The sequence below is a fragment of the Streptomyces marianii genome (assembly GCF_005795905.1).
Lineage (GTDB): Bacteria > Actinomycetota > Actinomycetes > Streptomycetales > Streptomycetaceae > Streptomyces > Streptomyces marianii.
This window is the reverse complement of the sequence record NZ_VAWE01000001.1, coordinates 109,261-135,148: the sequence shown is the minus strand read 5'-3', so window position 1 is coordinate 135,148 and position 25,888 is coordinate 109,261. Positions and strand designations below refer to the sequence as shown.

General features: G+C 69.8%; 20 protein-coding genes and 4 pseudogenes. 13 read left to right on the top strand and 11 right to left on the bottom strand.

The window, feature by feature from the left end; genetic code table 11:
- Window positions 1–46 precede the first annotated feature (46 nt).
- Window positions 47–1,300 (top strand): IS256 family transposase, encoded by a 1,254-nt coding sequence (locus tag FEF34_RS00575; RefSeq protein WP_138051382.1) that lies wholly within the window; start codon window positions 47–49, stop codon window positions 1,298–1,300.
- Window positions 1,297–1,794, top strand: a complete 498-nt coding sequence (locus FEF34_RS00570; RefSeq protein WP_138051381.1) for an HAD domain-containing protein — start codon at window positions 1,297–1,299, stop codon at window positions 1,792–1,794. The genes FEF34_RS00575 and FEF34_RS00570 overlap by 4 nt, the downstream gene beginning before the upstream one ends.
- On the opposite strand, the gene FEF34_RS00565 is transcribed toward FEF34_RS00570, so the two are convergent.
- The 5 genes and pseudogenes from FEF34_RS00565 to FEF34_RS00550 form a co-directional block, all read right to left on the bottom strand.
- Window positions 1,773–4,508 (bottom strand): tetratricopeptide repeat protein, encoded by a 2,736-nt coding sequence (locus tag FEF34_RS00565; RefSeq protein WP_171052760.1) that lies wholly within the window; start codon window positions 4,506–4,508, stop codon window positions 1,773–1,775. The genes FEF34_RS00570 and FEF34_RS00565 overlap by 22 nt on opposite strands.
- Window positions 4,505–5,887, bottom strand: coding sequence for a hypothetical protein (locus FEF34_RS40930; RefSeq protein ID WP_171052759.1), 1,383 nt, complete (start codon window positions 5,885–5,887; stop codon window positions 4,505–4,507). The genes FEF34_RS00565 and FEF34_RS40930 overlap by 4 nt, the downstream gene beginning before the upstream one ends.
- 292 nt (window positions 5,888–6,179) lie before the next feature.
- A pseudogene (locus FEF34_RS00560) lies at window positions 6,180–6,578 on the bottom strand (IS3 family transposase); the annotation flags it as partial.
- A gap of 101 nt (window positions 6,579–6,679) precedes the next feature.
- Window positions 6,680–7,990, bottom strand: a complete 1,311-nt coding sequence (locus FEF34_RS00555) for an MFS transporter (RefSeq protein ID WP_138051378.1) — start codon at window positions 7,988–7,990, stop codon at window positions 6,680–6,682.
- Complete coding sequence (locus FEF34_RS00550; RefSeq protein WP_138051377.1) at window positions 7,987–8,595, bottom strand: winged helix-turn-helix domain-containing protein; 609 nt, start codon at window positions 8,593–8,595, stop codon at window positions 7,987–7,989. Before FEF34_RS00550 ends, FEF34_RS00555 begins: the two co-directional genes overlap by 4 nt.
- 506 nt (window positions 8,596–9,101) lie before the next feature.
- Between FEF34_RS00550 and FEF34_RS00545 the strand changes: the two genes are divergently transcribed.
- On the top strand, window positions 9,102–9,743 hold the full coding sequence (locus FEF34_RS00545; RefSeq protein WP_138051376.1) for a questin oxidase family protein: 642 nt from the start codon (window positions 9,102–9,104) through the stop codon (window positions 9,741–9,743).
- Between the two features lie 145 nt (window positions 9,744–9,888).
- Window positions 9,889–10,287 (top strand): RidA family protein, encoded by a 399-nt coding sequence (locus FEF34_RS00540; protein WP_138051375.1) that lies wholly within the window; start codon window positions 9,889–9,891, stop codon window positions 10,285–10,287.
- Window positions 10,288–10,369: 82 nt separating this feature from the next.
- Here FEF34_RS00540 and FEF34_RS00535 read toward each other — a convergent pair whose 3' ends face one another.
- Both FEF34_RS00535 and FEF34_RS42310 read right to left on the bottom strand, forming a co-directional pair.
- A complete protein-coding gene (locus FEF34_RS00535) occupies window positions 10,370–11,161 on the bottom strand; it encodes a DUF2785 domain-containing protein (RefSeq protein WP_138051374.1) in 792 nt (263 codons plus the stop codon).
- 162 nt (window positions 11,162–11,323) lie between these two features.
- A pseudogene (locus tag FEF34_RS42310) lies at window positions 11,324–11,531 on the bottom strand (ATP-binding protein); the annotation flags it as partial.
- Between the two features lie 1,468 nt (window positions 11,532–12,999).
- Between FEF34_RS42310 and FEF34_RS00525 the strand changes: the two are divergent.
- Entirely contained in the window at window positions 13,000–13,497 is a 498-nt protein-coding gene (locus FEF34_RS00525; RefSeq protein WP_138051373.1) for a hypothetical protein, read from the top strand.
- A 1,086-nt stretch (window positions 13,498–14,583) separates the two neighbouring features.
- On the opposite strand, the gene FEF34_RS00520 is transcribed toward FEF34_RS00525, so the two are convergent.
- Entirely contained in the window at window positions 14,584–15,075 is a 492-nt protein-coding gene (locus FEF34_RS00520) for a DUF4352 domain-containing protein (RefSeq protein ID WP_138051372.1), read from the bottom strand.
- 237 nt (window positions 15,076–15,312) lie between these two features.
- On the opposite strand from FEF34_RS00520, the gene FEF34_RS00515 reads away from it, so the two are divergent.
- Entirely contained in the window at window positions 15,313–16,296 is a 984-nt protein-coding gene (locus FEF34_RS00515; protein WP_407698241.1) for a GlxA family transcriptional regulator, read from the top strand.
- 335 nt (window positions 16,297–16,631) lie between these two features.
- On the opposite strand, the gene FEF34_RS00510 is transcribed toward FEF34_RS00515, so the two are convergent.
- The gene (locus tag FEF34_RS00510) at window positions 16,632–17,540 is read right to left on the bottom strand and encodes a helix-turn-helix transcriptional regulator (RefSeq protein WP_138051370.1); all 909 of its coding nucleotides are present in this window, start codon (window positions 17,538–17,540) and stop codon (window positions 16,632–16,634) included.
- Window positions 17,541–17,698: 158 nt separating this feature from the next.
- Here FEF34_RS00510 and FEF34_RS00505 point away from each other — a divergent pair.
- The 3 genes and pseudogenes from FEF34_RS00505 to FEF34_RS43560 form a co-directional block, all read left to right on the top strand.
- Window positions 17,699–18,238 (top strand): annotated as a pseudogene (locus tag FEF34_RS00505) (SDR family NAD(P)-dependent oxidoreductase); the annotation flags it as partial.
- A gap of 22 nt (window positions 18,239–18,260) precedes the next feature.
- Window positions 18,261–18,644, top strand: a complete 384-nt coding sequence (locus FEF34_RS00500) for an SDR family NAD(P)-dependent oxidoreductase (RefSeq protein ID WP_234042184.1) — start codon at window positions 18,261–18,263, stop codon at window positions 18,642–18,644.
- 180 nt (window positions 18,645–18,824) lie between these two features.
- Window positions 18,825–20,516, top strand: a complete 1,692-nt coding sequence (locus FEF34_RS43560; RefSeq protein WP_267905164.1) for a transposase — start codon at window positions 18,825–18,827, stop codon at window positions 20,514–20,516.
- A 57-nt stretch (window positions 20,517–20,573) separates the two neighbouring features.
- Here FEF34_RS43560 and FEF34_RS40925 read toward each other — a convergent pair whose 3' ends face one another.
- A complete protein-coding gene (locus tag FEF34_RS40925) occupies window positions 20,574–20,831 on the bottom strand; it encodes a hypothetical protein (RefSeq protein WP_171052757.1) in 258 nt (85 codons plus the stop codon).
- 168 nt (window positions 20,832–20,999) lie between these two features.
- Here FEF34_RS40925 and FEF34_RS00485 point away from each other — a divergent pair, with 168 nt between their 5' ends.
- The gene (locus FEF34_RS00485) at window positions 21,000–21,230 is read left to right on the top strand and encodes a tautomerase family protein (protein WP_138051369.1); all 231 of its coding nucleotides are present in this window, start codon (window positions 21,000–21,002) and stop codon (window positions 21,228–21,230) included.
- 317 nt (window positions 21,231–21,547) lie between these two features.
- Window positions 21,548–21,744: pseudogene (locus FEF34_RS00480) on the top strand (IS3-like element IS987 family transposase); the annotation flags it as partial.
- A gap of 146 nt (window positions 21,745–21,890) precedes the next feature.
- Here FEF34_RS00480 and FEF34_RS00475 read toward each other — a convergent pair.
- On the bottom strand, window positions 21,891–23,846 hold the full coding sequence (locus FEF34_RS00475; RefSeq protein ID WP_138051367.1) for a helix-turn-helix domain-containing protein: 1,956 nt from the start codon (window positions 23,844–23,846) through the stop codon (window positions 21,891–21,893).
- Window positions 23,847–23,968: 122 nt separating this feature from the next.
- On the opposite strand from FEF34_RS00475, the gene FEF34_RS00470 reads away from it, so the two are divergent.
- Both FEF34_RS00470 and FEF34_RS00465 read left to right on the top strand, forming a co-directional pair.
- Window positions 23,969–24,166 carry a hypothetical protein gene (locus tag FEF34_RS00470; protein ID WP_234042183.1) on the top strand — a complete coding sequence of 66 codons (198 nt, stop codon included), beginning with the start codon at window positions 23,969–23,971 and terminating at the stop codon, window positions 24,164–24,166.
- 272 nt (window positions 24,167–24,438) lie between these two features.
- Window positions 24,439–25,833: an IS30 family transposase gene (locus FEF34_RS00465; protein ID WP_138051365.1), complete on the top strand. Its 1,395-nt coding sequence runs from the start codon at window positions 24,439–24,441 to the stop codon at window positions 25,831–25,833.
- Window positions 25,834–25,888 lie beyond the last annotated feature (55 nt).

Here is a 25,888-nt window from a genome sequence, read left to right as displayed (position 1 = left end):
TCATCGAGTAGGCCCGCGTTGCAGCGCGGGTCGGGAAGGCACGCCCGTGCTGAGCGTAGTCAACGAGGACGGCACCACCCAGAGCGGCTCCCTGATGGACGACATCGTCCGTGAGGGCGCCCGCCGGATGCTCGCCGCGGCCCTGGAGGCCGAAGTCAACCAGTACATAGCCGAGTTGGCGGGTGAGCGGGACGAGGCGGGTCGCCGTCTGGTGGTCCGTAACGGCCACCACCGCGAGCGGACGGTGGCCACCGCCGCCGGGCCGATCGTGGTGAAGGCGCCGCGGGTGAACGACAAGCGGGTCGACGGCGAGACGGGCGAGCGCAAGCGGTTCTCGTCGAAGATCCTCGCCCCCTGGTGCCGGAAGTCCCCGAAGATCAGCGAGGTCCTTCCCCTGCTCTACCTGCACGGTCTGTCCTCGGGCGACTTCGTGCCCGCGATGGAGCAGTTCCTCGGCTCGGCCGCTGGGCTCTCGTCGGCCACGGTGACTCGGTTGACCAAGCAGTGGAGCGACGATCACGCCGCCTTCCAGGAGCGGGACCTGTCCGGGGCCGACTACGTGTACGTGTGGGCTGACGGCGTCCACCCCAAGGTCCGCCTCGGCCAGGCCCGCTCCTGCGTCCTGGTCCTCATGGGCGTGCGTACCGACGGCAGTAAGGAGCTGATCGCGCTCGCTGAGGGCCTGCGCGAGTCGACCGAGTCCTGGGCCGACCTCCTGCGGGACTGCCGCCGACGCGGCATGCGCGATCCCGAGCTCGTCGTCGGCGACGGAGCCATGGGGCTGTGGCGGGCGCTGACCGAGGTGTTTCCGCAGGCCAGACATCAAAGGTGCTGGGTTCACAAAACCCGCAACGTGCTCAACGCCCTACCGGGATCGGCCCAGCCCGGCGCGAAGAAGGCACTGCAGGAGATCTACAACGCCGAGGACCGCGACCACGCCGAGAAGGCGGTGAAGGACTTCGGGCGCTCCTACGGCGCGAAGTGGCCCAAGGCCGTCAAGAAGATCACCGACGACGTCGATGAACTCCTGGCGTTCTACGACTTCCCGGCCGAGCACTGGGTCCATTTGCGCACGACGAATCCGATCGAGTCGACCTTCAGCACGGTGAAGCTGCGGACCAAGGTCACCCGCGGCGCCGGCAGCCCGGCCGCGGCCCTGGCGATGGTGTTCAAGCTCGCCGAGTCCGCCCAGGCCCGCTGGCGCGCGATCACCGCACCCCACCTCGTCGCCCTCGTCCGCAGCGGCGCCCGCTTCGAACGTGGCGTCCTGGTCGAGCGTGAGCGGGAGGTTGCGGCATGAGTGAGCCCAAGGAACTCCCGCTGCTGTTCCTGGACGTCGACGGACCTCTCCTCCCGTTCGGTGACGGCTCGCAGCGCGAGCCGTCAAGCACCACGACAGATTCGCACCTGATGCGGCTCGACCCGCGCTTCGGACCGCGCCTCGCGGCACTGCCGTGCGAGTTGGTCTGGGCCACCACGTGGGAGGAGACGGCGAACACCGACATCGCACCGCTGCTCGGCCTGCCGCCGCTGCCGGTCGTGCACTGGCCGGAACCCTCCGACGCGCAGGAACGCGAGGACCAGTGGTTCGGGCTCCACTGGAAGACCCGAACCCTGGCGGCATGGGCAGGCGGACGCCCGTTCATCTGGGTCGATGACGAGATCACCGACGCCGATCGGGACTGGGTGTCCACCAACCACCCCGCTCCGGCCTTCCTCCACCGCATCGCGTCGTCCCGCGGCCTCACCAACGAAGACTTCACAGTTCTCGATCAATGGCTGCGGGCCACTTGAGGCTCCCCACGGTGATCCACAGGAATTGACAATTGCTCGTTCGACTGGTACATGGACCGGTCCGGGTGACCGGACGGGCACGCCGCGGCGGCCTCGCGGGCCGCTTCGACCGCCTCGGTCAGGTGCCGCAGCTCGTTGCCGCGCTGGTAGCGGGCCTGGAGCCCCAGGCTGACCTGGGACAGCAGCCGAGGCCGGAGCGGATGCCCGGCCGGAGCGAGGCGAAGCCCTTTCTCGGCCGCACGGAGGCCCTCGACCAGGACGTCCGGCTCGCCGGTGCGTTCGTGCCGCGACCGCGATGCCATCGCGAGGTTCAGCAGGTACAACGGCCGGTCCGGGTCGTCGCGGTGCGCGGTGCGAACGGCGTCGTCGGCCGCGGCCGCGGCGTCGGTGAGCAGGGCGAGGGATCCGGTCCGCCGGTAGCGTCCGAGGAGGATGCCGCAGTGGTTGCTCAGCAGGGCGGGCCGCGCCCGGTGAGTCTCGGGCACCGAGTCCACCGCGAGCCTGGCCGCGGCCGCGGCCGCCTCGCCCGCGTCGTCGTCCTGGGCGAGGTCGCTCCACTGGTGGAGAGTGGCGGCCACGTTTGCCATGCGCAGGGGGTATTCCGGCTGCGCCGGTAGCAGGGCGGACATCAACCGGCGGGCACACTCCGCGGCTTCCCGCAGCGCGGCACGGTCTCCGATGCGGTCGTAGCGCATGCGGAGCACCCCGGTGAGGCTGGAGAGCAGGCCCGCGAGCGTCGGTGAGCCGGCCGGCGTGGCGCGGATCGTCTCGCGCCGGAGCGCCACCGCCTCGTCCAGGACCGCCAGTTCCCCGGTCCGCTCGAAAAGCGTCGCCAACGCGGTGGACAGGTTGGACCGCGCGGCGACCGCGGTGGTGCTCCCCGGGCGCGCCGCGTCGACGGCCCGGCGCGCCGTGCTGATGCTCTCCTCCAGGACCGACTCGTCCCCCACTGCTTGGGCTCGGACGAACAACTGGTGGGCCAGTGAGGTGAGATGGGCGGCTTCGTCGGCGTGGCCGGGCGGCGTCGCGGCCACCGCGCCACGGCCGATGTCCACCGCCTCGTCGAGATCGGCGGTGGCGCCGGTCCGGTAGTGGCGGTCGAGCAGGGAGTTGGCGAGATTGCCCTGGATCTTCAGGTGTGCGGATCCGCCGTAGGCCGCGGCCTGTACGGCGAGTCGGCCGGTGTCGATCGCCTCGTCCAGGATCCGGGGGTCGCCGGTGCGGTCGTAGACGTCCTGCAGGGCGAGCACGAGGTTGCCGAGCGTGTCGGCTCTGGCCGGGTGGCCGGGCGGCGTGGCCGCCACCGCTTCCCGCAGGGCGTCGACCGCGGCGGACAGCGCGGGTCCGCAGTCCGCCGCGGAACGTGCCGTAGCGCGCAGGGCCCGGCCGAGCGTCAGCAGGTACCGGTGCCGTTCCGGATGGCGAGCGGGCATTGCGGTGAGAGCCGCGCGGCAGATCTCGGAGCACTCGTCGAGGACGGATGGGTCGCCGGTGACGCGGTACAGGTCGAAGAGGGACTGGGCCAGCGCGAGCCCGAACTCCTCGGGTCCGTCGAGGGCGTCACCGCCGCACTGCACGGCCCGTCTGGCCGCGTCGACGGACTCCCGTACGGTGTCGGCGTCCGCGCGGAGCGTTCCCAGCGTTCCCAGTACGGCGGAGAGGTTGGCGAGGGGTACGGCGGCCGAGGGACCGTCGGGCCCGAGGGAGACAGCCAGCCGAGCGTGGGTCGCCGCCTCAACGAGGGCGTCCTCGTCGTCGGTGAGCTCGTGATGCGACAGGAGGGCCAGGGCGAGGTTCGTGCGGTTGCGCGCCCGGCTTCCGGACGGTGCGGGATCGAGGGAGACGGCCCTGCGGCCCGCTGCCAGGGCCTCGCGCAGGTCCTCCACGTCACCGGTCCGGCCGTAGCGGGCGTGCAGGGCACCTACGAGGCTCATCAGGCGGTCGGCCAGGTCGTGGTCGGCCGGTCCGGCGGCCGGTCCGTCCTGCGCCGCCGGAGCCGGACCGATTCCGGGGCCGGACCGGGGATCGGGCCCGGGGTCGGTGTCAGTGCCGGGGTGCGTGGCCACGGCGGGCTCCGTCGCCGCGGCCGCCGTGGTCTCGCCAGGCCGGAGAGCCTCACGCGCCGCCGCGACGGCGTCGTCCAGCAGCCCGGCCGCGTCATCGAAGCGGGCCAGGGTGAGCAGAGCGGCAGAGAGGTTGGACAGGTAGCCTGCCCGGCGGCCGGTGCCGGCCGGCTCGGTGGCCGCCAGGTGCCGCAGGACGAACAGGGCCGGCCGCAGGGCCGTTCCGCCGCGGCGGCCCTGTCCGTGCCGTTCCATCGCGGTCACCATCCCGTCGTGGCACGCGCCGGGCGAGAGACCGGGGGCGGCAGGGGGGCCGACGCCGGGCAGACCGGTCACCGCGGCCCGCTCGTAGAGATCGCGGACGGCCCGAGGCGGCTCCGCGCCCTCGGCGACCAAGGGCAGGAAGTACCAGGCGGCCGTCCGCAGGTCCGCCTCCGCGCTTTCCCCGCCGGCTTCTCGGGCCGCCGCGTGTCGGAGGTGCAACCGTCCGGCCGCGACGGCCACCTCCACGTCGTCGAACAGGTCGCCGGTTCGCTCCAGCAGGCGCGCCAGGGCCTCCTCAGCGCCGTCCCTGCCGTCGCCGCCGGGCGTCTCGGCGTACGCCCGGACGGTCGCGAGGAGGGCCGCGCGGTCGGCCGCGGGCCGGGTCACCTGGTGTCCCCGGCAGCCGGAGATGTGTACAGCCAGGCGTCCGCCTGGAAACGCTTCACCACTGCGGTCACCCGGGTGAAGTCGCCCGGGTCCAGCCCAGGATGGCCCGGAGCCACTACCTGCTCGTAGAGGAACGTGCTGACCAGCACGCCGAGCTCGGCGTTCCGATGGGGCGCGAGGGCGTCGCGCAACGGAAGGCTGTCCAACAAGCGGCAGAAGCCGAGGACCGCCTCCCCCTCGTAACCGTTGGCCCCCGCCGCGAACGTGCCGGCGTCGCAGGCCATCCGCAGGCGCATTCGGTCGGTGTGCCGGTCGTTGTCCTGACGGAGCAGGGCCGCCGTCGAGTTGACCAGCCCGGGCAAGGCCCGGGTGACGTCGGTTCGCAGCGGCAGGACGATGTTCATGCCGTCCCCGTTGCGCTGGTGGTTCGTCTGCGTCAGGTCGAACCCGAGGTCGCCGAGGACCTCGCGGATGAGTCGGTCCAGACGCCGCTGGAGGGCCGATCTGCCCGACGCGTCCCGGTCGGAGTAACCCACCACGTCGACACCGAAGCCCATGCGCATCTCGGTGAGGCGGCTCACGACCCCCGCCCCTTGCCCGTACGAAGGCGCAGAGCCCCGCGCCATGGGCGGCGCCGACTGCTCGGCCACCCGGAGAGCGGGGACGGGCACGGGCAGCCGTACGGTGAACCCGTCGGTGCCGGTGTGGGGGTGCATGCCCAGCGCCGCCTCCTCGGTGAGGGCGTAGCCCGCCTTCGCCGTGACGCGCACCTCCTCGCGGTCGGCCGGCACCAGCAGGACGAACCATCCGGTGTGCGAGCCCAGCCGGACCTCGCCGCCGCCCACCGCGCGATGACGCCAGCGACAGGTGTGTCCCCCGACGCCGAAGACGGTGATGTCCGGCGTGAGCGCGGGCAGCGGCACGCGCGTGAGCGGGCCATCACCGCCGCCTTCCCCGTCCCCCGTGCCGTTCGCCTCCGGCAGGGCGAAGTCCAGGTCCCGCGTCAGTACGTAGGTCTGTGCTGGCTCGGGCCCGGTCACGCCGGCAGGCAGGGCCGCGGTGACGACGAGGTCCCTGGCGTCGAACGAGAAGCCCGCCTCCACCCAGCGCGGTCCCGGTACCTCCGGGTCGAAATCCACGTCGTACCGCGCCTTGACGAGATACGCGTCGACGCCCGGCAGCCCGGACGGGGCACGCGGCAGGGACCGCATCTGCCAGCCGTGGAAGACGATGTTGCCGACCGTGGCCCCCGTCGGATGCGCCGTCCAGGAGCGGACGTCGTCCACCAGGTACAGCCCGACCTCGGCCAGCGGTTGGGCCTCCTGCGGAGGTAACTCGGCACCGGACTCGGCGCTTTCGGCCAGGAACTCCATGGACACGGCTCGCTTCCGTCGCTGTACGGGCCCGCCGGCCCGACGAGTCATGACCGTCCGCACTCGGACGTTCCACCCCGCGGCTCGCGGGGCGCGGTGTAAGTAGTACGAAGGGTAGTCATTCGGTCGGACGAAAGCCCGACAGAGCGGCAGAGTGGGGACGTTCCCGAGCTCATCGGTCCCGAGGCATCGCACGGGCTGTCCATGGGCGAACTGCTGAACACCTACCGGCGCATGGAGGACCCGGACGTCTCGCGCGAGACCGTACGTGCACTGAGAAGAGCCGTCGCGGACCCTCGAGCACTCGGCGTGAGCAGATGTCGATGACGCAGGCGAGATACAGCCACGAGCCACCGACCTGCACGTATCTGATGTCGCCGCACCACTTCTCGTCCAGTCGTGCGGCGGTGAAGTCGCCTTGGACGAGGTCCGGGGCGGGCGGTGCGAGCCGGTCGGGGACCGTGGTGCGCTTGCGGCGCCGCAGATGGCGGCCTTCGAGCCGGTTGGCGCGCATCAGGCGCTCGACGCGCTTGCGGTTGACCATGTGCCCGTAAACGCGCAACTCGGCATGAACGCGCCGGACTCCTTAGGCGCCCTTGTGCTCGGTGTGGATCTCACGGATCTCCACGGCAGAGCATCGTCGGAGGCCTGCCGCTCCCGGAGGGTCTTCGATCTGACGGCGCGGCAACGAGGGCTGTGGTGAACGCGGCGAGACGATGGGATTTGGGGTGTCGCAAGACGATCGTCTACCGACACTCGAACTCCGTCGAGAAGGTCCACGCGGTTGAGCATCGTGGATCAGCGCGACCGCGGTGACGGCTCCAGACGGGGGTGTGTCTGCCCCAGGACGCTCCTGGGGCGGGGGACCATCGGCAAGTCACGGGAGCGCCCGATGGGGGAGAAGAGGAGGATGAACGCGGCCAGCGGCACTCCAGCCGTCGTGATCCACATGGCTGTACGGAGATCGAAGACAGTTCCCAGCCATCCGCCGAGCAGAGCGCCCAGCGGGATTGTTCCGTAGTTGAGGAAAGCCGTGCTCGCCGTGAGACGCCCGAGGAACTCCGGCGGGCAGTATCGTTGCTGGAAGCTCGCCTTGATGACGTTGCCGGCCACGACGCCTGCCGAGACACAGAATCCGCCCGTGGCGAAGAGAAGAAGCCCGGCTCCGGCGGAGGCGGCCGGGATGAGCAGCGCGAAGATCGCGAACCCGAGCTCGAACAGCAGCGTCGCGCGGGCGGTCCCGATCCGGTCGGCGACGCGGCGCGCGATGAATGCCCCGGCGATACCTCCCGCGCTGGCGGCTGCGATGAGTCCGCCGACCGCTCCGGGCGCCAGGCCCACGGTATGGACGAGGAAGACGACCTGGATCGACTGATAGCCCATGAGGGCCAGGTTGGAGGCCGCCCCGAACAACGTCATCGTGCGGAGCCAGGGATCGCGGGCGACCAGTCGTAGGCCTTCATTGACTTCGTCGAGCAGAGCTGTGGAGCGGACGGCTGTCCTTTCTGGGTACGGCTCGCGCTTGCGGATGCTCGCGACGCAGAAGAGGGAGAGTAGAAAGGTCGCCGCGTTGGCGAACATCGCGTTGACCGCGCCTACCGTCTGCCCGATCAGGCCGGCGGAACCGAGACCGGCGATCTGGGCGGCGGACGCACTGCCGTGCAGCTTCGCGTTGCCTTCGGGTTGGTCTTCGGGCGCCAGAATGCCGGGAAGGTAGGCGGTGTAAGCGGTCTGGAAGAACACGGCGGCAGTGCCCGTCAGCAGCGCGACGACCACCAGCAGGCCAACGTTCAGATGGCCGGTCCGCGCCGCGACCGGAACCACGGAGAACAGCAGGAAAGACACCGCGGCAGCGGTCAGCATGACGGGTCTGCGACGCACCCGGTCTACCCACGCTCCGACCGGGAGACCGACGACCAGCCACGGCAGCCAGGCCGAGGCGCTCAGTAACCCGACCTCCCATGTGCTGGCGTGCAGGGTCGAGACGGCGATCAGAGGCATCGCCACGGCGGTGACGGAGGCGCCGAACTTCCCCGTGGTCTCTCCACACCACAGCAGACGAAAGTCCCGATGCCGACGCAGGAGACTGACACGTATCTCGTGGCTCATCCGTTTCCCCGTTCTTTGCGGGGGAACGACTGGATCTGCACGATGATCGGCAGCGCCCCCGGCGCTGCCTCTGCGTCGGGCGCGGGAGTGTGACGCGCGATCACGGCCATCAACTCGTCGTTGAAAGACTTGAGCTGTGTTGGCGTCATCCGCAGGTCCCGCCAGTCGGAGATGGTGCCGGCACGCTGCCAGTCGCCGTCCCAGTTCTCGCTCAGGTAGTTCGTGACCCGGCTGAAGTACTGCTGCACCAGCTCGTGCATGTAAACCGACAGGGCGCCCTTGGTGTCGGGGTCATTGTGGAATTCAGCGGTCTCCAAGACCTTCGTGTCCTCGACGACTCGCCACCAGCGCTCACGCTTGGTGCCGCGGCCCGTCTCCTCTTCGATGAACCCGTGCTGGGCAAGATGCCGCAAGTGCCAGCTCACGGTGCCGGTGTTCTCGCCGAGGCGTGCCGACAGCCCCGTGGCAGTGGCCGGGCCGTCGAGGGTCAGCATCTCCAGAATGCTCATGCGCAAGGGGTGCGCCAGGCCTCGCAGGCTGCGGGCGTCAAGGCGCCGTACGGGCTTGTGTTGGGTCGCCGCCCTAGGTTCCACTCCGTCACTCATGCCGACAGAGTATGTTGCAGAGGCTTCTCTGCATAGTGTTCTCTGTAACATAGCCCGCAGTGCTGCCACCCCGTCCCTCCCGGGCACTTCGCCGATACCCGCGCCCGCCGTACACACGTCGTGAGGCAACAGGCCCACGGAGCCTGCACGCCTCGCTGCCGGACAGCAACCGCCCTGCAACAGCCCTACGTCCGCACCAGACACGACAGCGCCGGTCGGCGGGGCGAGCCCCGCAGACGTCAGTACCCGTCGCGGACCTCTCCTCTGCCCCTCAGCCCGCTCCTGCTCCGCAATCCGCAATCCGCAATCCGAGGAAATCGCGTACGACCGGGTGCGAGTACCACTGGCAAGCCCGTATCAGCCACTACAAACGACGTGGCCACACACCACCAGAAGCGACCCAACCGTCACGGCAAACACCGGTTGCAGTAGTAGGTCGGACAGCTGATCCAGGTTCATACCTTCGTCCCTGGCCCGGCTGGAGAGCGACGCCTACCTTCATGGGCATGGAGATCGTTGAAGGCGTTCTGGAGGAGGCCCTGGAGCGACTGCACTCCACCGGCCCGGAGTTCGACGACTGGCTGACCAACCACGGCCCGATGGCCGCCGAGTCCCTGGTACGGCACGGGGAGGCCGCTCGGGTGCACCGTTGGCTGGACGGCTATGCGGCGCGCCTGGAGGAACTTCCCCGGGCCCGGGAGCGGCTCACCGACGCAGCGGTGCCCGAGCGACTGGCCGAACTGGTGCGGGCGACCGTTCACTTCTATGCCGCGCAGGCACACGGCAACCCCGTCATGCTCGTCCACGCCGCTACAGCCCCCAACGCCGTGCTGCGGACACTGCCGGCGCTGCCCCGGGAGCTGTGGTCGGCGTCGCTGCGGGCCGCCTGGTCCGCGAGCGCAGCAGTCGCCGCCGCATGCCGCCCGAAGGGTCCGGCCGAGCCGGTGGACACCGGGACAGCCGATGCCCGGGAACTCTTCGCCGCGGCGGCACGGCACGGCGACGAGCACGCCGTCAAGTTGGCCGACACCGTCCTGGATGTGACCGCCGCCCATCCCTCGGACACACTGGCGCTGAGCGCCGCGCAGCGGGCGATCACACTGATCGAGCCCGTAGCGTGGAGCAACGCCGCGCACGACACGGGTTAGGCCTCCGCTGCCTTACCAGGTCGTGAGCGTTCGGCCACTTCGCACTCGCCCGGTGCCGCCCGGCGGGTGAGGAGCTGCGGCACCGCCCGCCGCGCGGCGATCTCTGCTTGACCGCACCTGCCGCAACCGTGATAGAGCTGCCCGCATGAGTGAGTTGATCAGGATCCCCGCACCGGACGGGGTTGCCCCCGCCGCCCAGTACTCCCATGTCGTCCGAGGCACTGGGCACTTCGTGGCGATCTCCGGCCAGCTCGCCTTGGACGAGGCCGGTGACGTCGTCGGCGAGGGTGACCCGGTGGCCCAGGCCCGCCAGGTCTTCGAGAACCTGCGGCGCTGCCTCGGCGCCGCAGGTGCCACCTTCGACGACCTGGTCAAGCTGACCTGCTTCGTCACGGACATGGCTTACATGCCGGCCATCCGCGAAGCCCGCGCCGCACATATCCCCGAGGACCGACTGCCGGCCGTCTCGGCGGTTCAGGTCGTCTCGCTGGTGCGACCGGAGTTGCTGATGGAGATCGAGGCCTTCGCCGTCGTGGCCGAGTGACCGAGTGAGGTGCGATTCCCCCAGGCGCCGCGGCACGCGGAGTGTCCGACTCTGCATGGTCGTCCGCGACGGTGAGCCACACTCATCTTCTGACGATCAGGTCGAGAGCCGCGGCCAGCTGTGTCTTGACCGCATCACGGTGGTGAAGGGCGATCGGCGCGGACTCGGGACTCGGCCGAACGCCCCGGTCCGCGAAGACATAGAGCATGCGCAATGTGCGTAGGCAGTTGGTGAGGTGCGCGGGAACGGGAGTCGTGATCCGGTCGGCCCCGAAGCGGAGGCCGATCGGTTCCAACCATCCGGTCGCGTCGTTCTCGTTCATGTCGGAGCGGGTGAGAACACAGGCGATCGCCCTTGCCAACCGATCGTCCTCCAGCTGTTCGAAGACGTAGTCGGTATGAGCCGTCAGTCGCGCCGCCGCTAGCTCCAGCATCCGCACCGGGTCCACCTCCGGGTGGCATCCCAACCGGCCGAGCAGGTCCGCTCCATGCGCGACAGCGTGCAGCCAGCCCAGATTCTCGTCAAAGCCGCGCAGTTCCGTCTCCGCCGGGTACCAACGTGAGAACGCGTCCACCCAGTCGGCCTTGAGGTCTCCCCCTTCCACGAGCATGTCGAGGACCAGCGGGGCGAAGGTCCGAGCCTGGATCTCCGGATCGAGGAAGCGGGCAGCCATCTCGTCACCGAGCGCCAGCCGCCGGGACTCGTCGATGACCCCCCGGGCTATCCAGGTCGCCAGCACCGTGTGCGGGGCCCCGTCCCGGATCTTGGGATCGGCATCGGCCAGGGCACGGGAGAGTTCTCGCACCAGATGACCCATAGGGGGGTGCGCGGGTACCGCGCAGTCGGCGGCTTCGATGCTGGACCAGTCGATCATGACGGCAGAGTAGGCATGCGGCGATGCGCGTGGCTACCGCATTACCGGCGCCCTCCAGGTCGTCGCGACGCACGCGTACGAAGGCCTGACACCCCACGGTGGGGGATCCGGTCCACCGTCGCTGAGCGAGTTGGACGACCGCCAACCGGGCATCCCACAAGATCATTCAGGCTGTCGAGTGCCCCACCGCTGGGAGAGAGCGGCCACCAGGTGCAGTCCCCGGCGCCGCCTTCGTCGGTGTACACGACGCGCCGAAGGCGCGGCTGGTGAGGCTGCCGTCATAGACCTCACAGATCAGCGACCGGCTGTGCAGCAGGCGCAGGCGTATCGGGCCGACGGCATGCCGGATCACGTTGCCGACCAACTGCGCTGTTTCATAGGGCGATACATCCGGTCGCGGGGGGTGACGGGGACCGGCGAGACCTTGCGGAGCCGGGTGCGCCAGGCCGGCGAGCACACGGGCCGCGATCACGGTCGCGGCGAGCGGAGCGCGGAGAGCGGAGAGCCGGGACGAGGAACACCGCAGGCAGGCGGTATGCACTTCGAGGATCAGCCGGTGGCCGCTCGCCTGTGCGGGCACCGTCCCGATGCCGGAGCAAACCACCGGATCAGGTCGAACCCGTACACCACTTCCCTGGACGCAACCGCGACGTCCCGCGGAACGGACGGGCCGAGGGCAGCTGGCTGAAGGCCGCGTGCAGCGCGTCCGACAGCCGATCGAGATCCGCTCGACCGTGTGCCGCTGCTTGCGTGGCGCGGTCCAGTCCGCCTTCAGAACGGCGTCGATCACCGGAGGAGGCCAGGTCGTGCCCGAGGATCACCTTCGCTCCTGACCTCGACCACCAAGGCCAGAGCCAGACGTAGAGCACCAAGTGGGTCGCTCTTGATGCCCCGTCAGAGGGTCGGCGTCCGGCCGCCGTCGGAACCCGGGCCGGAGTGATCGGGCACATCGAGGCCTATGCGGAATGTGTCGCGTTCGTCCGGCTCCAGCTCGTGTGGTGGCGCAGGACGGACCTTGGCCACCACGGCACTTGTCGCCCGCCCTGCCGGGCGCGGTGACAAGCGCGTTCACCGAGGCTTCCTCGGGACGGGCCGTGATGCTGTGCCGGCTCCGCAGGGGCTCTCCGCGTGTCGGCCCGTGACGGCGTCCGCGCCGCCGCACGGCACGGACGCCCGCGGCGGCCCGCTGACCGGGATGCCCGCGGACCCCGCTCTCGGCCGGATGGTTCGCCCAGGAACCGGACCACTTGCGGGCCGCTCCACCCGAGTTCTTCCGCCTCGGGACTGCCACCGCCTTGGCACGGCCTCAGCCGGCTGACGTTCCTGCACTTCCCTGCATCGCCAACGCCCTGGAACGCACTTGCGAAAGGCTGATCGCTCCGTACCGGACCCGGGCCGACGCCGTTCCGCGCTCCGGTGCGGAGGTTCGCGCGCACACTCGCTCCTGGCGGAATTGAGGGGACTTCGCCGACCTGCACCAAGAGATCGTCCGGCAGAGATCGAGACCGCGGCCGGCAGGTAGGCGCGGTGATCACACCATGGACACCGAGCGAGGCCCGAACGTCCTGTGGAGCGCCCGACCCCCACTCGCCGATCGCACCGTGATCTGCACGCCTACACGACCATCCTGACTCCGGGATCTCCCTGGAGGGCGCGGTACGGGGGGGGGGGGGGGGGGGGAGCCGGGCTCGCGAACCCATTCGTATGCCCGTGTCAGCGGACATGGCAGGATTTTGTCGACAGGTGGCGGTCTCGCCACTGCTGCTCCCCCCTCTCACCGACGGAGACTGGGCCCGTTCCGGCGCACAGGCCCGGGACATCAGTACGGAGGGAATCGGATGATGAAGAAGCGCAGTGTCGCGGCGGTGCTTGGCTCGCTGGCCGTCCTGGGGGCCGTCCTGTCGGCTGGGGGAACCGCTTCGGCAGCTACGGCGGCCCCGGCGAAGTACGATCACGCCACCGCTGCTGCGTTGCTGAAGGCAGCGGGGATCGCCTGGACGTCGAGCGGGAATTGCAGCGACCGCGACACGACCACGTGCACTTCCTTCGAACAGATCAACAAGACCACCGTCAACGGCATCATCGGCTTCAAGAACCTCAGCAAGTGTGGGATCACCATCACGGGCGGCACTGAGAAGGGCCACGCGTCCGGCACGTACAGCCACTGGAACGGCTACAAGGTCGACATCAGACCGACCACGTGCGTGGACGACTGGATCAAGAAGAACATGGAGTACGACGGCAAGCGGAGCGACGGCGCACCCATGTACAAGTCGGTCGCCGGCAACGTCTATGCCAAGGAGTCCAGCCACTGGGACATCCTCTACGTCGTCTGATCCTTGTCGCACCGGCCGCAGCCGGGGCCAGCCGGTGTCCGAGTCCCTGGGGCTCCGGGAGACGGGTGGCGAACGTCGCGGCACGGCGGAGCATGGTTGCGGGGCGGTCGGCAGGCCCGACCGCCCCGCTCCGTGTTCGCCCCGAGAGGCGGGGACCGCGGCAAACCGTTCCGTGTCCCTCGCGGCGAAGGGCGGTCGCGGATGACTGATGCGGGGTGACACGGCACCGGACCTGGACGTCGGGCGAGTCCCTGCCGTCGAGGTGTGTGGCCGACCGGGAGATGACGGCTCCCTTCGAATCTGGCTCTGGCCTCGGTTCCGTGACCTCGTGGCCGGGTGAGGACGCAGGCGTCCATCCCCCGGCACCGCGGTGCGCGATCGACGCCACCGCGCCTTCAGCAGCCGGAGCAGCCGGGTCCGCCCCGCAGCCGACCGCTGACGGCGGCATGGCCGGGCGGCCTGCCACTGACCTCGATTGCGATCGACGGCCAACGGCCCGTCCCGGTGCCGGAGAGCGGCGCCCCCGTGTCGGGAACCGCGCCCCCCAGGACAGGCTGTGCCCGCCTGGAGAGCCGCTCGTTCCAGTCGGGCCGGCCCGGCCGGCAGGGCAGGTGGCCTGCTCGCTGCCCGGTCGAAGGCGAGGGGGCCTGGCTGAGGTCGCGGTACGCGCTGGTCTGGGCGCTGTTGTCGGCCTGGACGAGACCGCGCAGCGGGACGGGCCGGCTTGCGCAGCCCTTTCTCACGCGCTGGGTGGGACGCCGTCCAGCACCCGCTGCCCTCAGCGCTCCTGAGCCAGACGGTCCCGGAACTCCGACAGCACCGAGAGGCCGAAACCCGGATCCTACCTGCAGCCCGAGCGCTTCCTTGGAGTCGATCCTCGCCGGTACCCGCGCGGCGGCCGGCCGGTCAGTTCCTCAGCAACCCGCGCCACGACACCAGGGGCCGGGCAGGCACTTCGGCGCTGCTTGATGCCCGGGCGGCTCTGCCGGGCTCCTCGACCCCGCCTCGCGCCGGCCGAAACTCGGCCGACCGCGAGGCGAAACGAGCATGTCACCGATGCCGCGGCCGAGGTCTGGCGGACTGCGGTCAGCCAACCGTGGCGCGGACCGGGTCGCCGAGGATGCCGTCGGTGTACGTCACGTACCGAGCGGTGAAGTCCCCCTTGCCGGTGATGGTGCCCGAAGCCTTCTCCCCGGGCGCGAGTTTGACCGTGCCGATTTGGTTCTTGTCGACGGCGAGGGCAGCCGTGTGCTTGGTTCCGGCGGTGTCGGTGAGGGAGAAGTACAGCGGGTTGACGCTGATCTCCTTGTCGCCGTTGTTGCTGACAGTCACCAGAACGCTGGTGTAGTCGCCGTCGTCGTGCAGGACGCCTGGAGTGAAGGCCGTCTTCCTCGCGAAGAGATCGACCGGTGTATCTCCCTCCTTCGGCTGCTCGCTTCTCGGGCCGTTCTGTGCCGGGGCCGATGATGCGCCCTTCCCGGAGCCGCTGTCCGGGGAGTTCTGGCCCACGGTGGGTCCACAGGCGGGCAGAGCCAGCACCGTGAGGACGGCAAGGAGGGCGGGTCCTGTCTTCTTCATTGAGATGGTTCTCCATTCGGCGCCGCGTTGGGACGGAGCCCCGTGGGCGGTTGACTTTGGCTCGGCAGGATGACGGAACGTCGGAATCCCTCTGGCGAGCTCTGCCACGGCAGAGCTCGGGAAGATTGATCGTTTGCCTTCCGTGGTACTAGCTTCCGAGGGGCCTACGCCTCTGACCAGTGGAGGAAGCGACACAGTGCGCTAAGATCCCGTCTTGTGAGGGGGAGGCGGCACGTCGTGGCGGTGGCAGTGACAGACGGCGCCCCCACCTTCGAACTCGCCGTGCCCTGCGAGGTCTTCGGCACCGACCGCAGCGACATCGTTGCCCCTTGGTACGAGCTGCGCCTCTGCGCAGCCGAGCCGGGACCGATCCGCACCAGCGCCGGGCTTCGCCTGGACACGTGCTACGGCCTGGACGACCTCGTGGACGCGGACACCGTCGTGGTCGCCGCCTCCTCGCGCCGGGTGCAGACCACCCCGCCGCAGCCACTGGTCGACGCGGTGCGCACCGCCCACGAAAGAGGCCGGCGAATCGTTGCTCTGTGCAATGGAATCTATGTCCTTGCAGCGGCCGGGCTGCTGGACGGGCGACGAGCCACCACACACTGGATGAACGGACTTGACCTCGCGGACCGCTACCCCAGCATCGGGTACGACCCGGCCGTGCTCTACGTCGGAGACGACACCGTGTTCACCTCGGCCGGTACCGGGGCCTCGATCGATCTGTGTCTGCACCTGGTGCGCCACGACCACGGCTCGGCGGTGGCCAACGAGGTGGCCCGGCGCATGGTAGTCCCGCCTCACCGGGAAGGGGGACAGGCCCAGCACTCCAGGCCGCTCACCCCACTGCCCGAGGACAGCGGTCTGGGAACCGTACTGGACTGGGCTCGGGAACGCCTGCACGAGCCGCTGACCGTCGCACTGCTCGCCCGCGAGGCACATGTGAGCGAGCGCACCCTCGCCCGCCGCTTCCGCGAGACACTGGGCGTCACCCCGCTGCGGTGGATTCTCCAGGAGCGGATACGGCTCGCCCAGGAGCTGCTCGAGACCACGGACGAGCCCGTCGAGTCGATCGCCCGACGTACCGGATTCGGTACCCCGGCCAACTTTCGGCACCACTTTGGACGGCTCACCTCCACCTCTCCCCGGGCGTACCGCAATCACTTCCGGAGCGGAAGCCCGGGTCACGTCCCCTGCGGCAGCGCACCCGAACCGGGCTGATCACGCATGCAAGTCGTTCCACATGGGCCGTGTCCGGCACGCGAGTCAGCCGATGAGGCGCGGTGTGTCCTGCGCCGGTAGCAGGTCGTTGGACCTTGTACGCGTTCTCCTGCCGGTGCCGGTGCCGCGTCGTGGTCCGAAGCTGGAACCGCCTCTACTGGACGATGACGAGCGTGCCACGCTGGACCCGGCGGGCGAGCTCTGCACCGCCGGCACCGGGCGGCCAACGGGAAACCAGGGGGTCATCGTTGGGCCCCGGGCCGGAGAGCATGTCTCTGCGGGGGGGGAGGGTCGCCACGTCTTGCCGGGAAGGCGGTCCTCCCTCTGCGGCCCGGTCAGCGGTGCGATCCGGATTCCGCCGCGGACAATCTCTCCGGTGCCATGCCCTCCGCGACGCTCAGCTCCTGGGTTCCTGTGACAGAAAGCAGTTCCAGCTGCTCGGCTCCCGGGCTTCCGGGCGGTGCGGCGAACCACAGCAGGCGTTGCCGTCCGTCCTCGCTGAGCAGGTTGTAGCAGTCGAGTTCGATGACGCCGAGCGTGGGGTGGACGATCTTCTTGTGGTCCATGCGGCGCACCGCGACGTCGTGGGTGTCCCAGAGGGCTGTGAACTCCCGGCTGCGGCGGCGTAGCACGGCGATCATCTTCGTGGCCTCCGTGTCCCGGCCGCGCCGGGCGGCCGCTGCTTGGAGGTCGGCCACGAACACCCGGGAGTGGTGTGGGTGATCCTCGGGCGGGAAGATCTCGCGCGCCTGCGGTTCGGTGAACCAGCGGTACACGAAGCTCGCCGCCGGGCCGCGGTGTACCGGGGACTTGCCGAGCAGGTTCCGGGCCAGGTCGTTTTCCACCAGGGTTTCGTGCAGGTCGGTGATGACGCGCGCGGGAGTGTTGGACAGCCGGTCCAGGAGTCCGAGGAGCGCGGGCTGCACGTGTGCCGACGATCCGTGTGCTGACCGAGGGAGGACCGGACGTTCGGCCAGGTGAAACAGGTGGTCGCGTTCGTCGCCGTTCAGGCGCAGGGCTCGGGCGAGGGCGGCCAGGGTCTGGGGCGAGGGCTGCACGCCGTTCTTCGCGCTGCCGCGTTCCAGCTCGGCGTAGTAGTCGGCTGACAGCCCTGCCAGCTGCGCGACTTCCTCGCGGCGCAGCCCGGGGACGCGCCGACGAGGGCCTTTGGGGAGACCGACGTCGGCGGGCCGGATGCGGTCGCGGCGTGTCCTGAGGAAGGCACCGAGTTCTGGAAGGTTCACCCCTCCATGGTCGCTCGTAGGCCAGAGCTCAGCCAGGGGGTGGCATCCCCTGGGTAAACGCAGCCCTGGCTAGGGATGAGGGACCGGCCGATCGTGAAGGACGCAGCAGGCCGACGGCAAGGCCGCGGCCCGACCTCCATCCACCACAGGAGTCAGCTATGGCTATCCCCACTTCCCTCGACGGGACCGCTGTCTCGGCCGAGCCCTCCGCCTCACCCCGTGTTGCGACCGTCACCGGCGGCTCGCGTGGCATCGGCCGCCGGACCGTCGGCCGGCCGGCCGACGACGGGTACGCCGTCGTGGTCGGCTACGCCGGCAACCAGGACGAGGCCGAAGCCGCCGTGAAGGAGGCCGTCACCGGTGGTGGCCGGGCGATCGCGGTGCGCGCGGATGTCGCCGACGAACGCGCCGTGGCGGCCTTGTCCGACGCGGCCGAAGCAGAGTTCGGCCGCGTCGACGTTGTCGTGCACGCGGCCGGGCGGGTGCATCTGGCGCCGATCGCCGAGCTGGACCTGGCCGCCCTGGACGACCTGCACCGCACCAACATCCGCGGCACGTTCGTCGTCCAGCAGGCCGTCCGTCGGGTGCGCCCCGGCGGTGCGATCGTGTCGTTCTCCACGTCAGTGGTGGGGCTGGCCTTCCCGAGCTACGGCGCGTACTCCGCCGGCAAGGGCGCGGTCGAGGCGCTGACGCTGATCTCTGGCCCTCGCCGGTCACACCGTGTACGCGGGCATCCGCCGGATCGCGACCCGCAACGCGACCGCGGCGGCCGACCTGAAGCGCTACGGCACCGACCGCCGGGTCGACGTGCATGCTGTCGAGCCGGACGTCACCTCCCCGGACTCCGCCGACGCCGCAGTCGACCGGATCGTCGCCGAGCGCGGCCGGTTGGACGTGGTCGTGCACAATGCCGGGCGCATGGTCCTGGGCGTCGCCGAGGCGTTCACCGCCGAGCGGTTTCGCAGACCTGTACGACGTGAATGTTCTGGGCACCCAGCGCGTAAACCGCGCCGCCCTGCCGAAGTTGCGTGCGCAGGGTTCGGGGCAACTGGTGTGGATGGGCAGTCCCAGCACCCGCGGCGGCATTCCTTGCCCCGTACTTGACTCTGTTGCTGAATTGCCTGCAGAGGCACGGGCAGGTCGGCATGATCGTTGGTGCGGTCGTTCTGTCTGCTCCGGCCGCAGGGGGTTGGCGCGGTGTCCATGCGGCCGGGGGGATTGCCGTCCATTCCTGAACAGACGGCCAGAACGGCCCGTGCGGCCTTCCCTGGTGGGAGCCTGCCCATGCGCGTGCGTGACCACCTTGCCGAGGTTTTCGACGACGCGTTGTTCACCGATGCGTTTCCCGATCGTGGAGCTCCCGCCCAGTCTCCGGCCCTGCTCGCGCTGGTGACGGTGCTGCAGTTCACGGAGAACCTGACCGACCGGCAGGCGGCGGACGCGTCGCGGGATCGCCTGTCGTGGAAGTACGCGCTGGGCGCGGAGCTCTCCGATGCCGGCTTCGACTTCTCCGCGCTGTCGAAGTTCCGTGCCCGGCTGGTCGGGCACGGCCTGGAGCGGACACTCTTCGACAGGCTCGTCGAGCACTGCCGCGAGGCCGGGCTGATCAAGGCCGGTGGCAAGCAGCGCACGGACTCCACCCATGTGATCAGCGCGGTCCGTGACCTGAACCGGACCGAGCTGGCCGGGGAGAGTGTGCGGGCCGCTCTGGAGGCGCTGGCGGTGGCGGCGCCGTCCTGGCTGGCCGGCGTGATCGACGTCGCCGAGTTCGCCGAACGCTACGGGCCGCGCGTGGATGGCTGGACGATGCCGGGCTCGAAGACCAAGCGGGACCGGCTTGCCCAGGTCTTCGGCCAGGACGCGCTGGTCCTGTGCCGGGCGGCCTGGTCCGATACCGCGCCGGTGTGGGTCCGCGAGATCGAGGCGGTGGCCCTCCTGCGGCAGGTCATGGTGCAGACCTACATCATCCGTACCGATGGCCGGGGACGGGAGGTGATCAAGAAGCGGGACGCCGACGACAGCGGGGTCCCGCCCGGCCATATCCGCCTGGCCTCCCCGTACGACCCCGACGCCCGCTGGTCGGCCAAGGGCGACGACCTGTTCTGGCTCGGATACAAGGTCCACCTCACCGAGACCTGCGACACCCTCCCCGAAGCCGAAGCCGAAGCCGAAGCCGAAGCCGAAGCCGAAGCCGAAGCCGAAGCCGAAGCCGAAGCCGAAGCCGAAGCCGAAGCCGAAGCCGTGAGGCTTCCATTACGGCTGATCACGGATGTCCACACCACCGAGGCGACCGTTCCGGACGTCAAGGCCACCGCGCCCATCCAGCAGAACCTGGCCGAGCGGCAGGTCGCACCGGGCGAGCACTACCTCGACTCCGGATACCCCTCCGTCGACCTGGTCGTGGAAGCGGCGGGCCGGGGCATCGGCATGGTCACCCCGCTCCTGGCCGACCACTCCCCGCAGGCCAAGGCCGCCGAGGGCTTCGCCAAGAGCGCCTTCCGCGTCGACTGGAAGGCCCGCCAGGTCCACTGTCCCCAGGGGGCCACCAGCGCCGGCTGGTACCCGGTCACCCAGCACCGACGAGACGCCATCGTGATCGAATTCGCCCGAGCCGACTGCCGTCCCTGTCCCTCCCGGACCAACTGCACCAGCTCGGTCCGCGGTACCCGCATGCTCACCCTGCGTCCCCGTGAACTCCACGAACGCACCACCACAGCCAGAACCGAACAGGACACCGAGTCCTGGAGGGCCAAGTACGCCCTCCGCGCCGGCATCGAGAGCACCGTCAACCAGGCCCTCGACGTCACCGGCATCCGCCAGGCCCGCTACCGCGGGCTACCGAAAGTCACCCTCCAACACGCCTTCTCCGCCACCGCCCTCAACATCGTCCGCCTCGACGCCTGGTGGACCACCAACCCACTACGCAAGCCCCGCACCAGCCGACTGCAGCGCCTCAGCCACCAACTCGCCGGCTGAAGGATTCAGCAACAGAGTCGTACTTGGCCGCAAAGGCCGCGATGGACGCCCTGGCCGTCAGCTACGCGCCGAGGTGCCCCGTTCGGCGTCGACACCGCGATCGTGGTGCCCGGTGCGCTCACCAGTGGCACCAACCACTTCGCCAACGCAGGCGATCCCGCCGACGTCGACTGTGCGGGAGCCTACGACCAGCGTCACCGACCCCTTATGGGTGATATGGGCGATCTGGGCGAGCGCCCGGCCGCGCTCATCCCTTCGGACGCCGATGTGGCCGAGGTAGCCGAAGCCGTCGCGCGACTGGTCGCGATGAAGCATGGCACTCGGCCTCTGCGCACCCACATAGACCCCAGCCGAGACGGCAGCGCAGTCGTCTCCGCGGTTGCCGACCGCCTCCGCGCAGACTCTTCCGCCGCGTCGGACTGGACAGCCTGCTCACCGCAGACAGCTCCCTGTAACGCCCACTGAGAGAAGGAACGACCAACCATGCCTTTCGCGAACTTCAAGGTCCCCGAGAAGACCCTCACCCCGCAGCAGAAGGAGGAGATCGTCACCCGCACCACCGAGCTGTGTGTCGAGATCTATGGCGAGCGCGCCCGCAACAACACCATGGTTCTGGTCGAAGAGGTCGCCGACGGCGGCTGGGGCATCGCCGGCAACGTGCTGACCCTCGCCATGCTCGGCGAGGCGACACCGACCAACACCAGCGACGCCTGACCGCACCGGCCGTCATTCGGCCAGGACAGCACCTTGAAACCGAGGGTCGCCGGATCGGGCGTCCGCCACACGGCCTCGTTCATCCGGGCGTCGGTGAGATCAGCGGCGAAGCCCTTCATGGTGTCCCCGTCCCCGCACCCGGCGGTGTCCGCCGGGGTGCGGGGACGGGGCAAGGCAGCGGTCAGCCCCAGGTCGAGCCGCTTGTCCATGTCCAGGCGGAAGGTTCCGTACGGGTTGACGTTGGACCAGAACAGCGCGGTCAGGCTGCGCCGGTCCCCCGAACGAGACTTCCGCCCTGCAGGCGGTGACCGAGAAAGCTGGGCATCGGTGCCCGCGAGACGCTGCGGAACTACTGGGTGAAGCAGCACGAGATCGATTCGGGGCAGCGTCCGGCGATGACGACGGAGGAGTCCGCCCAGCTCAAGGCATTGAGGAAGGAGAACGCCGAGCTGAAGCGGGCCAACGAGATCCTGAAGGCCGCGGCGAGTTTCTTCGCGGCCGGGCTCGACCGGCCAGCCGTGATCGGCAGGGCGAATGTTGTCTGATGCGACATTAGGGGTCGGAACCTCTTCCCCCAGCTCAGACCGTCGTTCGCGATTGCAGGCAAGTACGGCGTGCGTGCCCAAGGAGCGGTGTTTCAGTCGCCGAGCAGGCGGACACCTACCGTTGCCATGGCGGTGTCGGCGTACCGTCCGGGTCCAGGCCGTATGGCCATAGCCTTTCGAGAACGCAGGTGTTGCTTACGCCGGTGGGGCCGTGGTCGGCGACCTGCCGGGCCAGGGCTTGGGCGCCCTCCCGATCCCCGGCCCGCTCCCGCATTTCGGCCAGGCCGACCAGGGCATCGGTGTTGCCGCGGTCGGCGACCTGCCGGGCCAGGGCTTCGGCGCCCTCCCGATCCCCGGCCTCCTCCAATCCGAAGGCCAGGCCGACCAGGGCGTAGGGGTTGCCGAGGTCGGCGGCTCGCCAGTAGATGGCTTCGGCGCCCTCCCGATCCCCGGCCTCCTCCAACCTGAAGCCTCGGCTGACCAGTTCGTTGGTGTTGCCGAGGACCTGCCGGGCCAGGGCTTGGGCGCCCTCCTGATCCCCGGCCCACTCCCACCTGAAGGCCGGGCTGGCCAGGGCGTAGGGGTTGCCGAGGTCGGCGGCGCGCTGGCGGAGGTAGTGGGCCCATTGCAGGCGGTAGCGGGTTCTGGCCGCTTGGGTGAGGTTGCTGAGGTCGTCCAGATCGGTGAGGTGGGTGTGGGCGGCGTGCCAGAACGACGCGGGCGGGCATAGCTGCCTGCGGCTGGTGCGGCCGTGCTGTTCGAGGTAGTCGGCGAGCCGGAACACCGGCCCCGCGGTCGACGGGGCCGGGCCGTGAACGGCCGGGGACGGGGAGGGCGGACGTCGCCGGGCGCGGGGGGTGGTGCGGCGCAAGGGGGCCTGTTTGCCGTGGACGAGGGCGGCGAGTTCGGCGAAGGCATGCTCGGCCCAGTCGTCGGTGAGCCGGTCGTAGTCGGTGTCGCTGAGGTAGTCGGCGGCGGCGTCGGTGAGGAAGGCCTGCGGGAGGTGGAGGCCGACACCGAGGCGGCGGGCGTCCATCGCCACCTCCAGCACCGCTGCGGCGGCCGGGGTCGCGTGCCGGTAGCGGTTGAGGAGTTCGGGGGCACCGGCGAGGTCCTGGGCGAGGCGCCCGTCGGCGCCCGCACGGCTGAGGGCGCCGGCCAGCAGCCGGTCCCCGCCCTCGGCAAGAGCGGCCGCGGCGGCCAGCGCCGAAGCGTCGAACGTCTCGGGAACGGTCAGCACGCGGCCTGCCAGTAACTCCCGCACCCGGCTGTGCGGATCCTCCCCACCCGGTGTGGGCAGGGCCGTGTACCGGGCGGCGTACTCGGGCCAGAGCGTGCCCAGCACCAGTACCGGCCCGCACTCCGCAGTCACCAGCAACCGGTGCAAGGCTGCCCCGATCCGCTCACCCGCCGCCCGGTCGCCGAGGTAGTGCTGGGCCTCGTTCAGCCACACCACGGTGCGGGGCCCGACACGAGGCAGGTCCTCCAGGGCGTCCTGGGCGCGGGTCGGATCGAAGGGATGCCACAGCCGCCACCCCTTCTCCGCGAGCGGCTGCACGGCCTCCCAGCACGCCCGCGTCTTCCCCGTCGACGAACCACCCACCAACACCACAGCCCGACTACGGCCGGCCGCGGCATCCCCGACCGCCCCGGCCAGCACCCGGTCATGCTCACGCCGCACGTACCCGGGCATCACCCGGGCCCCCGACACCCCGGGCCCGGGAGCGGCATCACCGGGCCCGGCCGGGTGGACCTCCAGATCGTGCGGATCCCACTCACCGATCAAACGGCCCGGTACCGCCCGCTCTCCACCCCCAGCGCCCGCCTCCGCGTTCCGCTGCAACTCCAGCAGGTCCTCCACCGGCAGCCTCAGCGCACGAGCCAGTGCAGCCACCGTGTGGGCCGAGGGCAAGGGCTTCCTCCGCGAGAGCGCCTCCGACACCGTCGTGCGCCCCAATCCGGCACGGGCGGCGAGCTCCGTCTGGTTCAGCCGCATACCGGCCAGCCCGACACGCAGCCGCTCCCGCAACTCGGTCAGCGCCGGATTCTGATCGTTGTGCTCTTCGTGCACGGTGCGCGCCCCCAGGACCGTCGTGTTCGCCGGTGTTCATCTTGCTACCGGTGAACCCCGGCGAACCCCGTTTCCGCGACCTTCGGCCACGTCAACACCCCACCGTGTACCGGGAGATTGCCGTGACCCTCGCCGTCGTCCTGCTCACCACCGCATTCGTGACCGTCGTCGCGCTGCTGGCCGCCGCCGGCGCGGGCAAGCTCGCCCGCATGGACCACGCCAGCTATCCCACGGCCCTCACCCGCGCCGCCGCCACCTTCGCCGCGGTCATCACCCTCGCCGCCGTCGTGACCGGCACCCTCACAGCCCTCCTCACCTGAACCAACCCACCGGCCGCGCCGTCACCAGCCGACGAACTCCGGTCATCCACGACAGGCAGACCACCGGTCAGGAAAGCCCTGACCGAGCTGCCGACGTGTTCACCCACCGCCACGACTACGTCAGTGACTGCCGACGGCGGCAAGGGCTGCCTGGCCGCGGTGAGGCATCCGACCGTGCGACTGCGTTGCGATCGATCCGCACCATAGACAACGGCAGGCACTCGGCGGATTCAATCGGTCGTCGCAACACCTCATGATCAGCGAGGTGTGGGATGGTTCGTCGTCAGCAGGGAGCCGATCGGGCGATACGGCCAAAGTTGAGGTCTCCGGGGCATCCGAAATTTCAGCGTCATATCGAAGCAGCGTTCTGGGATGAAATCGCCAAAGGTCTGCTCGCGGAGGAAGCGGCCGGGGTTATCCGCGTGGCGCCGGCGGTGGCCACGCGCTGGTTTCGGCAGCATGGCGGCATGCGACCGTTCGATCCGAAGCCGAATTCGGGCAGGTACCTGTCGTTCTCTGAGCGGGAGGAGATCGCGCTCCTCAACGCCCAAGGCATGGGCGTTCGTGAAATCGCTCGGCAAGTCGGCCGTGATCCGGGGACGATTTCCCGCGAGTTGCGGCGCAACGCGGCCACGAGGGGCGGGAAGCTCGATTACCGGGCCTCGGTCGCGCAATGGAAATCGGACATGGCCGCCCGCCGGCCGAAGACATCGAAGCTGGTCGCCAATCCGCGGTTGCACGCATACGTCCAGAAGCGGCTGTCCGGAGAGATCAGCACGCCTGACGGCAGGGCAATCGCAGGACCTGCGACAGCCACGTGGACGGGGCGGAACAAGCCGCACCGCAAGGACCGCGCGTGGGTGCAGGCGTGGAGTCCGGAGCAGATCGCGAACCGGATCAAGTTTGATTTCCCGCATGATGAGTCCATGCGCATCAGCCACGAGGCGATCTACCAGGCGCTCTACATTCAGGGCCGCGGGGCGCTGAAGCGAGAGCTGATCTTGTGCCTACGCACGGGCCGCGCACTGCGTGCCCCGCGCGCTCGTTCGCGCCGCAAGACCTGGGCGCACGTGACACCCGAAGCGCTGATCAGTGAACGACCTGCCGAAGTCGAGGACCGTGCCGTTCCTGGCCACTGGGAAGGCGACCTGATCATCGGGCTGGAGCGGTCCGCGATCGGCACTGTCGTCGAGCGGTCAACTCGATTCACGATGCTGGTTCACCTGCCGCGCGAGGAAGGCTACCGGCACAAGCAATCGGTCAAGAATGGTCCTGCGCTGGCCGGTTATGGGGCGATCACGATGAAGACCGCCCTCGCCAATACGATGTCGACGCTGCCCGAACAGCTCGCACGGTCTCTGACCTGGGACCGCGGCAAGGAGATGTCGGCCCATGCGCAATTCAGAGTCGAGACGGGCATTCCCGTGTTCTTCGCCGATCCGCATAGTCCGTGGCAGCGTGGCACGAACGAGAACACCAACGGGCTCTTGCGCCAGTACTTCCCGAAAGGCACCGATCTCTCGAGATGGTCCGCCGAGGAAATCGAGGCCGTCGCTCACACTCTCAACAGCAGACCCCGCAAGACGCTCGGTTGGAAGACACCCGCCGAGGCGTTCAACGAGCAGCTACAGTTGCTTCAACAAGCTGGTGTTGCAACGACCGGTTGAATCCGGTCTCTCTTCGTCGATCGGCGGCCGGAGAACCCCATCCGAGAGCACGGGT

Excerpts from the sequence above, each read along its gene's own strand:
- FEF34_RS00545 (WP_138051376.1), top strand. The coding sequence starts at position 9,102 with ATGGAGATCGTTGAAGGCGTTCTGGAGGAGGCCCTGGAGCGACTGCAC.
- FEF34_RS00570 (WP_138051381.1), top strand. The coding sequence starts at position 1,297 with ATGAGTGAGCCCAAGGAACTCCCGCTGCTGTTCCTGGACGTCGACGGA.
- FEF34_RS00550 (WP_138051377.1), bottom strand. The coding sequence starts at position 8,595 with ATGAGTGACGGAGTGGAACCTAGGGCGGCGACCCAACACAAGCCCGTA.
- FEF34_RS40925 (WP_171052757.1), bottom strand. The coding sequence starts at position 20,831 with ATGCTTCATCGCGACCAGTCGCGCGACGGCTTCGGCTACCTCGGCCAC.
- FEF34_RS00525 (WP_138051373.1), top strand. The coding sequence starts at position 13,000 with ATGATGAAGAAGCGCAGTGTCGCGGCGGTGCTTGGCTCGCTGGCCGTC.
- FEF34_RS00485 (WP_138051369.1), top strand. The coding sequence starts at position 21,000 with ATGCCTTTCGCGAACTTCAAGGTCCCCGAGAAGACCCTCACCCCGCAG.
- FEF34_RS00540 (WP_138051375.1), top strand. The coding sequence starts at position 9,889 with ATGAGTGAGTTGATCAGGATCCCCGCACCGGACGGGGTTGCCCCCGCC.
- FEF34_RS00520 (WP_138051372.1), bottom strand. The coding sequence starts at position 15,075 with ATGAAGAAGACAGGACCCGCCCTCCTTGCCGTCCTCACGGTGCTGGCT.
- FEF34_RS00555 (WP_138051378.1), bottom strand. The coding sequence starts at position 7,990 with ATGAGCCACGAGATACGTGTCAGTCTCCTGCGTCGGCATCGGGACTTT.
- FEF34_RS00465 (WP_138051365.1), top strand. The coding sequence starts at position 24,439 with ATGGTTCGTCGTCAGCAGGGAGCCGATCGGGCGATACGGCCAAAGTTG.
- FEF34_RS43560 (WP_267905164.1), top strand. The coding sequence starts at position 18,825 with ATGCGCGTGCGTGACCACCTTGCCGAGGTTTTCGACGACGCGTTGTTC.
- FEF34_RS00535 (WP_138051374.1), bottom strand. The coding sequence starts at position 11,161 with ATGATCGACTGGTCCAGCATCGAAGCCGCCGACTGCGCGGTACCCGCG.